Origin of the sequence: Shewanella sp. AC34-MNA-CIBAN-0136, assembly GCF_040309945.1 — a bacterium.
Lineage (GTDB): Bacteria > Pseudomonadota > Gammaproteobacteria > Enterobacterales > Shewanellaceae > Shewanella.
Window position 1 is genome coordinate 61,435 of the sequence record NZ_JBEOPJ010000002.1, and the last position, 12,371, is coordinate 73,805.

The following is a 12,371-nucleotide window of genomic DNA, read 5'->3' on the forward strand; positions in this document are numbered from 1 at the left end:
ATCGTGTCTCAAGGACTGGTTACAGCATCTTATATCATTGCCGCGGTGTTTTTTATTCTCAGTTTAGCTGGGTTATCAAAACAAGAAACTGCTAAAAATGGTAATTTATTTGGCATTATTGGTATGGCGATTGCGCTTATTGCAACCATACTCAATCCTGCTACAAGCGGCGTAGAATGGATTATTCTCGCCATGGTCATTGGTGGATCGATTGGTATTCGCTTAGCATTAAAAGTCGAAATGACTGAAATGCCAGAGCTCGTCGCGATTTTGCACAGCTTTGTGGGTCTAGCTGCGGTATTAGTGGGCTTTAATAGCTTTATTGATATCCAACCACACGAAGTGTCTGAAATTGTCGTGGTCATGGGGCAAGACCTCAACACCACACTAGAAACCGCAAAAGCTGCATTTGCTGAAGCAAGCAAAGCCCAACAAACTGAGCATCTAACCGGTGCCATGCTTAACATTCACTTAGTGGAAGTATTTTTAGGCATCTTTATTGGTGCAGTCACCTTCACAGGCTCTATTGTGGCGTTTGCTAAGCTACGTGGTTTGGTTTCATCAAAAGCACTTATGCTACCTCATCGTCATAAATTAAATTTATTGGCCGTTGTGGTGTCGTTTATTCTAATGGTGATATTCGTTCAGGCGGGTGGTGCAGTGACACCAATCATCTTGATGACCTTAATCGCGTTTGCATTTGGTTGGCATTTAGTCGCATCAATTGGCGGCGCAGACATGCCAGTTGTGGTTTCAATGCTGAACTCATATTCAGGCTGGGCAGCGGCAGCAGCAGGTTTCATGTTATCTAATGACCTTCTAATTGTTGTTGGTGCGCTTGTGGGCTCATCGGGTGCGATTCTGTCTTACATTATGTGTAAAGCCATGAACCGCTCGTTCATTTCTGTTATTGCCGGTGGTTTTGGTAACGATGCTGCAGTATCAACTGGCGATGACACTGTGGGCGAATACCGCGAAACAACCGCAGAAGATGTCGCTGATATGCTAAAAGCGTCAGACTCAGTCATCATCACCCCAGGTTATGGTATGGCGGTGGCTCAAGCGCAATATCCAGTAGCTGAAATCACTAAAAAGCTGCGCGCGTTGGGGATAAAAGTTCGCTTTGGTATTCACCCTGTTGCAGGGCGTTTACCTGGCCACATGAACGTACTATTGGCAGAAGCTAAAGTGCCTTACGATATCGTGTTAGAAATGGACGAAATCAACGAAGACTTTAGCAGTACTGATACCGTGCTCGTCATTGGCGCTAACGATACGGTTAACCCAGCGGCGATGGAAGATCCTACTAGTCCTATTGCTGGCATGCCGGTGTTAGAAGTGTGGAAAGCGCAAAACGTGATTGGCTTTAAACGTTCAATGAACACAGGTTATGCCGGTGTACAAAATCCATTGTTCTTTAAAGACAATACCCAAATGTTGTTTGGCGATGCGAAGGACAGTGTAGAAGCAATCCTTAAAGCCTTATAAATCAACTTGTGGCAAACAAAACACCAGCAATCAATGCTGGTGTTTTTTTGTTTAATAACCCGCTAAACTGGGTCCATTGGACTTAAAGGATTATCAGTTATTCATGGAACAGCAGGATATTATTGCTCAATTACAGCTGGAACTAGAGCAGCATAAGCAGAAAATCAAGCGACTAGAATACGAGAATAATCGGCTTTCGCTGCTCAATAAACGAGTAAACGAGCAACTCAACGCTACGCTTGATGGCACTGGTTTATGTCTATGGGAGCAACATATTCCCAGCGGAAACCTGACTATTTTTAATCAACAGTGGGGTCATCTGCTCGGTTTTACCCGTGAAGAGTTACCGGCCCATATCAGCAGCTGGAAAAATAATCTCCACCCGGAAGATAAAGACTGGGTGATACAAGCCTTTGAAAGTCATGTAGCCGGTAATGCTGAAATTTATCAAGCCGTGCATCGCATGGTGCACAAAGATGGCACTGTTGCATGGGTGTCTGACCGTGGGCGTATTATTGAATATGGTATTAACGGTGAACCGCTTCGTATTATGGGCACTCATATTGATGTCACTCAAGAAAAGCGCTACGAACAAGATTTAGCCAAACTCGCTCATCGTGATCCGTTAACTAATTTACTCAATCGAAATGCACTCATTGCTGCCTTTGAACAAGGAAAAAGCACTCACAGTACACATCAAGGCGCGCTGTGCTTTATCGATTTGGACGGTTTTAAGATAATTAATGACCACTTAGGCCATCGATATGGCGATAGTTTATTAATCCATATTGCCAACGATATTGCGCAAATATGCGATCAACTGTTTAGCACTGCAGACTCAACACAAAACCCACTTCATCATGTGGCACGTTTTGGTGGTGATGAGTTTGTCATTTTAGTTCATTGCAATGATGTGGAACGATTAACCGCATTGGCTAAAACCTTGCTGTCACACTATCAACATCCTATCGAATTGGAGGGTGAAAGCATTAAAGTAGGCCTCAGTATTGGCATCAGCTTATTTGATGAATTAGACGAGTTCACTAATGTTTGTGAGCAAGCCGATAAAGCCATGTACAGCATTAAAAAACACGGTAAACATAATTTCTTATTTTGGTAAAATTTGCCTTGCCCCCTCAGATAAGACGATATTAATAATCGACAAATCATTCCCGCCGACAGAATTTGACATAATCAAATTGATGTTAATTTACTGTTCGACCTTACTGTTGTCAGCTTGAATTTTAATTAACGTTATCAAAGTCAAAATCCAACTCAACAGTTTGTATTCACGATAAATTCAATAAAACACCCTAAATGTTCAAAACATATAATTCGTTTTCAATACAAAATTAAGCAATTATTTTTGTTTCAACTACTTAATCATCGTAATTTTTTTGTTAAAAACACGTTAGGTTATAGTTAACGAAAATTAGAAAGCGATAATAATATTACAGGGGAAAGGTATGAGCAGAAGTAAGCTTTTTTTTCAGACGACACTCGCACTCGCCATTGCAAATTCATTGGTTGTCACAAACCATGCTTATGCGCAGGAGGCAGAGAATGCCGAAATGGAAAAGATCGTTGTGACTTCTCGCGGGCGAGTGGAAACACTGCAACAAATCCCAGACTCAGTCACTGTCATAAATGCTTCTGAAGTTGCCCAAGCAAGAATAGAAACAATCAAAGACTTTGCCGCCCTGACACCTAATCTTGATGTATCTAAAAACTTTCGATCTGGTTTAAATTTCATCACCGTTCGTGGCCTAATAACTCCTCAAGTAGGCGAAGCTCCAATTGCCTATGTGGTTGATGGAGTGACCGTACCCAATTTAGAATTTATAAACCAGGGATTGCATAACATTGAACGCATTGAAGTCTTAAGAGGCCCTCAAGGGGCACTCTATGGAAAAAATGCTATCGGTGGAGCGGTTAATATCATCACTAAAGCCCCAACCGATGAAACTGAAGGTTCAGTACAGGCATCATATGCCGAAGGGAATGAAGTTAAGCTAAATTCAGCCTTGAGTGGCGCTGTCATTGAAGACAAACTTTATTACCGTATATCTGCAAACTATCGCGACAGTGATGGGCAAATAGATAATGCTCACTTCAACGAAGATGTCGACTTTGTTGACAGCGCATATGGCTTCCAAGGAATGCTTCACTATTTGATGACTGACGATACAGATATCACTTTTCGAGGTAACTACTCCAACAGTAGACAGGGGAGTAATTATATGGCGAGGATTTCCGCCGACGAGTTAGAAGATTTTAGTATTGAAAACGATAGCAATGCAATCGGTGAAGATATTTCAGAAATGTGGTTTTTATCCTCTAAACTGGAAAGTCAATTTGACCTAGGTAAATTGGTAGTAGTGCTTTCTGCAAATGATTCAGATATTGAGTTTTTTGCTGATGGTGATTTTACTCACTCCGACGCAAGCGAGGAAAACTTTTATTTCCCAATAACACAAATCAACCCGATAAAAGAAAGTTCAGAGAATCTCGAAGTGAGATTTGTCTCAGAGAGCAACGATGGATTTAGTTGGGCCTTAGGCAGTTTTGCAGAAACAAAAGACAGGTATGTTTCATATGACCAGGTTATTGATGTCACACCAACAGAACTTGTGACCTACAATGATGTAAAAGCACTAATGGCTTCAGATCCTTCTCTGGTATTAGAAGGTGAAAAAACAGTCCTAGACAGTTACGCCTATGCCTTTTTTGGGCAAGGTAATTATGATATTACCGATGATTTAGAGTTAACATTTGCATTAAGGTATGACTCAGAAACACGCGAAGCATATGATGAACGCGATAAAGCGGCATCAAAAGCCGAACAAACCTATAGCCAACTCCAACCTAAAGCCTCACTTGCTTGGCAATATACGCCCGATGTTTTACTTTACACCACCTATTCAAAAGGCTTCAGAAGTGGTGGTTTTAATGAATACTCACCTACCGTCAATCGTCAATATGATAAAGAAGTGTCCGACACAATTGAAATTGGCTCTAAAACAACTTGGCTTGATGACACCATTTGGTTAAATCTAGCGGCCTTTAGAATTGTTCAGCAAGATGCTCAGTTTACGCGTTTAAACCCGTCTACTTTCACCCTAGAAAACTTAAATATCGATGAAGTGATCATTAATGGATTAGAACTAGAGTTATCTGCCAATGTGACTGAAGACATTAAAGTGTCTTTTGGGGCTGGTTATATTGATAACGAAATAACTGAAAATAAAGGAACTGACATCTTATCAGGGCGTGATTTACAAGAAACTGAAGGTGGTACAATGCCTTACGTCTCTAAGTTTAACTTTAATGGCTCTATTACTCATTACACTGAATTACATAAAGACTGGTTACTAAGCTCACGCTTAGCATTTAACACTGTCGGGCCAAGAAGCTTTGATATCTACAATGATGATACCGGAGAAACAGACTCTCACACCTACCTCAACGCTAATTTCACCATCAATAATGAGTCGTGGTCAGTTTCATTGTTTGCCAACAATATCTTAGATGAGCAATCTCCAGAAACAGTATTCCTATATAACCCATTAATTCGCATGCAAAACAGCCCTCGACAAGTTGGGGTTCAAGCTAAGTATTCATTCTAGGTTTTAGGGTCGCCCATGTATATGGCGACCCTTTCTGATTTATTTAAAGAGATTATTATGACGATTAGAGTTGCGACTGATGTCGGTGGTACGTTTACTGATCTTGTTTACATTGAACAAGGCACAGTAAAAGCGGTTAAAAGTGATACTACCCCACCTAATTTTGAGCAAGGGGTGATCAATACTGTTGATAAAGCAAATATATCGTTAGCCGATGTCGACTTTTTTGCACACGGTTCAACCGTGGTTATCAACGCGATTACCGAGCGTAAAGGCGTGAAAACAGCGTTAATTACCACTCAAGGATTTCGTGATGTGTTAGAAATAGCCCGGGGTAACACCCCTGATATTTTTAACAATTGCTATCAAAAACCAACGCCTTTTGTTGAGCGCCATTTACGCAGAGAACTCCCCGGACGCTTAGACCATTTAGGCCGAGAAATAACGCCGCTTGATCTCTCATTATTACCAGAGATCTTAACGTACTTTAAATCCCTAGATATTCAGGCTATTGCGGTGTGTTTTTTACATTCTTATTTGAATAATGAGCATGAAAAAGCAGCCGTAATAGCGATCCAAAAATACTGGCCTGAAGTGGATGTTATTGCCTCTTATGAAATTTCATCGGAGTGGAGAGAATATGAGCGAACGAACACCACAGTATTATCAGCATATGTGCTCCCACCCGCTCAGCAATACTTAAATAAACTGAATGAAAAACTCGCCGAAAAGGGATTAAAAAATGCACCTTACATCATGCAGTCAAATGGCGGTATTGCAACCTTAAAGGCCGCCTGTAAAAATCCTATTACACTTGTAGAGTCAGGCCCTGTAGGCGGGATTTTAGGCGCTGTAGCATACGGTAAAGTTATCGGTGACGAAAACCTGCTAGCTTTAGATATTGGAGGTACAACAGCAAAATGCTCACTCATTAACCAAGGTGAGACGCGGATCACCACCGAATATATGCTCGAAAAAACACAGAGCACAGCAGGTTATCCCATAAAAACCCCCGTCATTGATATCGTTGAAATAGGTAATGGTGGGGGCAGTATTGCCTGGATAGATGCTGCAGGTAGTTTACATGTCGGGCCAAAAAGTGCCGGTTCAACGCCTGGACCTGTGGCTTATGGTCGTAATGGTACAGAACCTACGACAACAGATGCCAATCTTTATACGGGACGAATTAATCCCGACAACTTTGCGGGTGGAGAAATCAAACCTGCTCAACAAGCTGTGCATAACGCCTTCAAAAAGCTCGGTGATACGCTTGGTGTCACCGCCATGGAAATTGCACATGGTGTATTGAAAATTGCAAATTCAAACATGGTTAATGCTCTTAAGCTTATTTCGGTAAACAGAGGTTTTGATCCACGCGACTTTTCACTGATGGCATTCGGCGGCGGCGGGGCTTTACACGCCACTGCGCTAGCAAAAGAACTTAATGTTCGAAAGGTCATTATTCCGCCCTTTGCAGGGGTGTTTTCAGCATGGGGAATGCTGATGCTTGATTTACGTCGAGATTATATTCACACCCATAAAATCAGTATTACCAATGATAGCAAAACAGACATTGGTAAAGCTTTTGATGGCGTGATAACCAATGCATTAGCAGACTACAAAGAAGATGGTTTTAGTGAAGATAAAGTGATGTTAGAGCTTTATGTTGATGCTCGTTATCATGGCCAAGAACATACCGTAAAAATACCTGTTCCAGGGTTAACGCTCGAAAATAAAGACTTTATTGATACTTTATCCCAACGTTTCCATCAAGCTCACGAGCAAGAATATACCTTCAATCTTGAAGATTCAGCGATAGAAATTGTCAACATTCATTTGGTTGCATTTGGTCTATTAGATAAAGCTGAAATTACCCCAGTAGCAAAAAGCGAAAGTGCAGATGCCTCTACTGCGATTATTGGCCAACGCGATGTCGATTTCGATGAATTGGGAACCCACAACACCCCTCTTTATAATCGTGAATTATTGACTCACGGTATGAAATTCTCAGGGCCAGCCATTATTGAAGAACCAACGACTACGACAGTCATTCTGCCCGACAACAAAGTAGAAATAGATGCTTTTGGTGGCATACATATCCACTTAACGTATTAAGTTAAAGGACTTTAAACATGACAATAATTCAAGCCAACAAGGAACCTCAGCAGCCTAAATCTGTTGATATTTTTACTATAGAAATCATTAAAAATGCCTTAATCGCGATTGGCGAAGAAATGTTTTTAGCGTTGAAGCGCAGCAGTAAAAGCCCCATTATTTATGAATCATTAGATTATGGCATTGGGGTAACAGATGCCCAAGGGCGATTAATATCACAAGGTAACGGTATTCCGGGTTTTATAGGAACACTCGACGCTGCAGTGCAGCGCATCATTGAAAAGTTTGATGCCAATAATATTTATGCCGATGATGTATTCATCTTAAATGACCCATACTCAGGCGGAGGCACTCATTTATCCGATGTGTGTATGATCCGTCCTATATTTTATCAGCATACATTGGTTGCATGGACGGCAAATAAAGCGCATTGGACTGAGGTTGGCGGCAAAGACCCTGGAAGCTACAGTGCTGATGCAACCTCTATTTACCAAGAAGGCCTTCAGTTCCCGGGTATCAAAGTGTATGAACAAGGCATTGCAAATCAATCGCTGTTAGATTTGATTGAAGCAAATGTGCGCTTACCGGAAATGACCTTGGGTGATTTAAAAGCCTGTGCGGCATCATTAAAAGTAGGTGAGCAGCGCTTTTTATCTTTGATAGAAAAATATGGACAAGAAACAACATTAACAGCAATTGATAAACTATTAGATCACGGCGATACCATGGTGTTTGAAAAGTTTAAAACGTTACCCAAAGGCGACTTTTATGCTGAAGACATTATCGACGAAGATGGTATGGGACACGGCCCCTTTGTCATTAAAGTCAAAGTCACTATCACTGATGAAGAGTTTATTTGTGATTTTACAGGTTCGTCAAAACAAGCACTTGGGCCAATTAATTGCACTATGGGTGTGCTTGTTTCGGCAGCGAGAGAAGTATTTATGGGCGTTGTAAAGCCCAATGCAGCGGCTACTGACGGTTGCTTTAGACGTCTTAGAGTAGAGTGTCCAGAGGGCACAATATTAACAGCCCAGCGCCCTGCTCCTGTTTCATCCTATTTTGAGTCAATGGTTTGTGCGGCGGATGTGATCCGTAAAGCACTCTCCTCTGCCATTCCAGAAGTATTAACTGCTGGTCAATTTGGCTCTGTGTGCACAATAAGCTTATCGGGAATTAATCCTCTGACAAAAGAACCATTTTTGTTGGTTGAACCATTAGTCGGTGGTTGGGGAGCAAATATCATCAAAGATGGTGAGTCTGGTCAGTTCTGTGTTGGCAATGGCGAAACGAGCAATATACCCATAGAGATCACTGAAGAGCGTTATGGTGTTCGCGTTGAGCGCTATGAATTTAATCCAGATAGTGCTGGTTGTGGTGAATTTCGCGGTGGTAAAGGGGTTATTCTCGAGTATCGCATATTAGGTGATGGAGCTGATATTTCGAGCTTTTTTGGTCGAGGGATCACACCAACATGGGGAACCAATGGTGGCCAGAACGGTTCTTGTAACTATATCGCGATTATTGATAGTGATGGCAATGAAAAAGCTAGATTCAGTCGAAAAAGCCGATATCCTTTAGAGAAAGGTGACTTAATACGCTTAGTCACTGGCAATGGTGGCGGTTGGGGAGACCCATTAAAACGTTCAGCACAATCTATCACTAAAGATATTGTTAATGGATTTATTTCCGAACAGGAAGCTATAGAAATATACCAATATAATCAGTAACTTTATTGAATGTTAAGACTTCTAAAAACAAAAGGATTATATGTCTACATTACCAATTCATAAAACCAAAGATTTTGCATTTGGTTTAGCAGGCTTATTAACCGCTCCAATTGGTTACTTAGTACTATTATTTTTGCCTGTATATTTAGAAGTTATTGCATTAACAATGAAGCTGACAAATGTGCAAGTGGGGTATTTAGCCGCTACCGATGCGATGGGCATCGTGATGGCTACCCTCGTATTTTCAACATTTGTTGCAAAGCTTAATTTCAGGAATATCGTCATTGCCGGAGTATTACTGAGTTGCTGTGCAAATTTGGCATCAGCCTATACCGGTGATTTTTTGGTGTTGTGCCTCATTCGAGTTATAGCAGGCATTGGTGAAGGTTTACTCGTGGCCGTTGGCATCACTTCAATCGGGATGACGACTAACCCAAATCGTTGGTTTGGGTTTTATACCGCGGTGGTCGTTGCCGTGCAAGCACTCGGGCTGGTAGCTGTTACACCTATTTATCAATTTGCTGGGCTACAGGGGGTATTTGTCGCCATGGCAATATTTTATTTAACACCATTATTTGTCATCAACAATTTACCCAAAAACAGCCAAAGCTACAAAGATAAGCTTACAAATGATGACGTTATAAACACAATTCCCACGCGATACTTTCTTATCGCACTTGCTGGTTTATTTTGTTTTTACATCGGTATAGGCGGTACGTGGAGTTACATTTCCTTTGTAGGTACGGATGCAGGATTGTCGTTAGATTATGTTTCTCAAGCACTCGCCCTTGCTATGATAGCGGGCTTATTGGGGGCGCTATTTTTTGCTTGGTTAAATATTAAAGGCAAGAGCACCTTGTTGTTACTACTCTCTATTGTGTTGATGAGTGCTTGTTTGATTGTTGTGTCTTTTGACGTCAGTGAATTTAAATATTTAGCTTTGTTAAGTATATTCAGCTTCTTTTGGAGTATTGTTGGCGCAAGAACTTTTGCGATTATTTCAGATGCCGACCACTCAGGAAAATATATTACTGCAGCCCAAACTTGGGTTGGTGTTGGTTACATTGTTGGTCCGATTGTGGCAAGTAAAATTATGTTAGACTTTAGCTACTTAGGGGTAAATGTAATGGGATCTATCTGTTTTGTTGCGTGTTTTATATTAATGATCCCTCTAGCTTACCAATCAAAATAAGGCTATCCCATAAACGAAATAGCCTTGAAATCAAATCAAGGCTATTGATTTTATAGTGATTTCATTCTTAAGATACTCTTGTGGCTCTGCCTGTTCAAAAATACTTGTTAACGCGTCTATCCCGTCAGTAATTCGGCCAAAAGCAGCGAAACCAAGGCCGTCACTATAACGTTTACCACCATAATCAAGTTCTAATTGATCGCCAATACAGAAAAAGAAGCTACCATCAGCACTACCTGGTTCAAATCTCGCCATCGAGATGGTGCCATGAGTGTGTGAAAGCCCAGAATCTTTTGTTGACTCATGGATTATCGGCGGTAAAAGTAAGGGATGTTCGGGCGGTAATCCTGCTTGGATCACTTGAATTTTTGTATTGGCATCTTCAGGCTGCTCAGCATTACTTTCAGTGACAATTCGAAATATCGTCGAGTTATTGAATCGTTTTTGTTGGACATAATTTAAGAAGTTACTGACTGTTACGGGTGCTTTATCAGCGTATAGAGTAACGATGAGGTCGCCAATGTCAGTGTGTATTTTTACTTTTGGGTTATGTATCATCTATACTCTCCAGAAAATTATAATTTAATAATTATAATTTAATAATTATCATATATTTATTAAAAATTTTAATCGGAAACATGTTAATTATTTTGAGTTATTTGGTGAATAATGCCTACAAATCAGGTTATTCTTTTGCAAGGCATAAAAGGACAAGATGAATGATAAAAAAACCTGTCAAACTGGATAAAATAAATCGAAATATTCTTATTGAACTACAGAATAACTCTCGAATTAGTAATAACGAATTATCTGAACGGGTAGGTTTGTCACCCAGCGCATGCCTGCAACGAGTAAAAGCGATGGAAGATTGTGGCTATATATTACAGTATGTTATGGCGTTAGATATCAATAAACTCTGCGTTAATGTAAAAGCCTATATCAATATTAAGCTAAAGAGTAACACCTACCAAAACTGCTCTATTTTCGAGCGTTCTGCAAAAAAATACCCTCAAATAGTCGACTGCTTAAGAGTGAATGGTGGAATTGATTATATCGCTTTTGTCATTTGCACTTCTATTGAAGAATTTAATGACTTTTGTGATGAGCTTTTACAAGCAGATTTAGGCATCGAAAATATCACCTCTCATTTCGTACTCGATGAGCCAAAGTGGTTTGGTGGATACCCCTTGAATAATTTGCAATGGAAAGGTATGTAATTAGAGTCTAGGTCTGTTGTTCTTTACTGATTAATTTTCGTTCAAGTCAAATACGTTTTAATTGAAGCGAAAGATGTACAGCCTAGTCATCGGGTGAGTTTAATTGATGTTTTAAAGTACACTCTGGCTCAATTAACTATTTTATTAATATATTGTTGTCCAAAAGCATGTTTATTGCTGCATAATCAGTAACAAACCGCTGCTGTGCGATAGCAGACAACTGACTAATAAGAATTATTCTTTATGTTTTTATCACCTTATTTTACTAAGCAAGATCAAAGCGTGTTTATTTCGGCTCAACAAGCCAGTGACTTCGCCAAAAAAATCGCTGGAGATTTCAACCCTATACACGATGTGGGCGCTAAACGCTTTTGTGTCCCTGGCGATTTATTATTTGCACTAGTGCTGACCCAATACGGCTTAAGCCAAAACATGCAGTTTAAGTTTGCCGGCATGGTCGGTGATAACGTTGAGCTGCACATCGATAAAAATGTGGCCAATAAATTCAGCATTAGCGACACCAAAGGCAAAGAATATCTGCATATTGAGCGTCAAGGTGAAGTGTGCCAATGTGATATTCAAACAGCGGCATTTATTAAAAGTTATGTTGCTTTTTCAGGATTGAACTTTATCCACGTACTTGTGCCGATGATGAAGCAATACAAGGTTATGATTAACCCTGATCGCCCATTAGTGATTTATGAAAGCATGTCATTTCATTTAGACCATTTTGATTTCAGCACCATCAATTTGCACCTTATCAAACAAGACTTAGCGATTGATGGTAAGCGTGGCGATGTCACCCTCACCTTTGAACTGCAAAGCGAAGGAAAAGTGATTGGTAGCGGAGTCAAAACATTAGTATTAAGCGGCTTACGTGCTTTTGATGACGAGCAAGCGCAGCAAATGTGCGACAGATATGAAAGTAGAAAGCTGGCGTAAACCAAGATACGTGAGCGATGTTCATCGTTCACGAAATACCATTCCATAACGATACCTGCGT

9 protein-coding genes are annotated in these 12,371 nt (G+C 40.5%); 8 read left to right on the plus strand and 1 reads right to left on the minus strand.

Features of this window, described 5'->3' with window-relative positions:
- Positions 1-3 precede the first annotated feature (3 nt).
- From pntB to AAEY94_RS02020, 6 genes are all read left to right on the plus strand, one after another.
- Positions 4-1,488, plus strand: coding sequence for a Re/Si-specific NAD(P)(+) transhydrogenase subunit beta (gene pntB, locus AAEY94_RS01995; protein WP_101086078.1), 1,485 nt, complete (start codon positions 4-6; stop codon positions 1,486-1,488).
- 103 nt (positions 1,489-1,591) lie between these two features.
- Entirely contained in the window at positions 1,592-2,608 is a 1,017-nt protein-coding gene (locus AAEY94_RS02000; RefSeq protein ID WP_350976890.1) for a diguanylate cyclase domain-containing protein, read from the plus strand.
- A 346-nt stretch (positions 2,609-2,954) separates the two neighbouring features.
- Positions 2,955-5,114 carry a TonB-dependent receptor gene (locus AAEY94_RS02005; RefSeq protein ID WP_101086080.1) on the plus strand — a complete coding sequence of 720 codons (2,160 nt, stop codon included), beginning with the start codon at positions 2,955-2,957 and terminating at the stop codon, positions 5,112-5,114.
- A 57-nt stretch (positions 5,115-5,171) separates the two neighbouring features.
- On the plus strand, positions 5,172-7,229 hold the full coding sequence (locus AAEY94_RS02010; protein ID WP_350976892.1) for a hydantoinase/oxoprolinase family protein: 2,058 nt from the start codon (positions 5,172-5,174) through the stop codon (positions 7,227-7,229).
- A gap of 17 nt (positions 7,230-7,246) precedes the next feature.
- Positions 7,247-8,959 carry a hydantoinase B/oxoprolinase family protein gene (locus tag AAEY94_RS02015; RefSeq protein WP_350976895.1) on the plus strand — a complete coding sequence of 571 codons (1,713 nt, stop codon included), beginning with the start codon at positions 7,247-7,249 and terminating at the stop codon, positions 8,957-8,959.
- Between the two features lie 40 nt (positions 8,960-8,999).
- Positions 9,000-10,151, plus strand: coding sequence for an MFS transporter (locus AAEY94_RS02020; protein ID WP_350976897.1), 1,152 nt, complete (start codon positions 9,000-9,002; stop codon positions 10,149-10,151).
- Positions 10,152-10,181: 30 nt separating this feature from the next.
- On the opposite strand, the gene AAEY94_RS02025 is transcribed toward AAEY94_RS02020, so the two are convergent.
- Positions 10,182-10,709 (minus strand): peptidylprolyl isomerase, encoded by a 528-nt coding sequence (locus AAEY94_RS02025; RefSeq protein WP_182744230.1) that lies wholly within the window; start codon positions 10,707-10,709, stop codon positions 10,182-10,184.
- A gap of 161 nt (positions 10,710-10,870) precedes the next feature.
- On the opposite strand from AAEY94_RS02025, the gene AAEY94_RS02030 reads away from it, so the two are divergent.
- The gene (locus AAEY94_RS02030; RefSeq protein WP_174839627.1) at positions 10,871-11,368 is read left to right on the plus strand and encodes an Lrp/AsnC family transcriptional regulator; all 498 of its coding nucleotides are present in this window, start codon (positions 10,871-10,873) and stop codon (positions 11,366-11,368) included.
- Positions 11,369-11,611: 243 nt separating this feature from the next.
- Complete coding sequence (locus AAEY94_RS02035; RefSeq protein ID WP_101086084.1) at positions 11,612-12,310, plus strand: DUF3581 domain-containing protein; 699 nt, start codon at positions 11,612-11,614, stop codon at positions 12,308-12,310.
- Positions 12,311-12,371 lie beyond the last annotated feature (61 nt).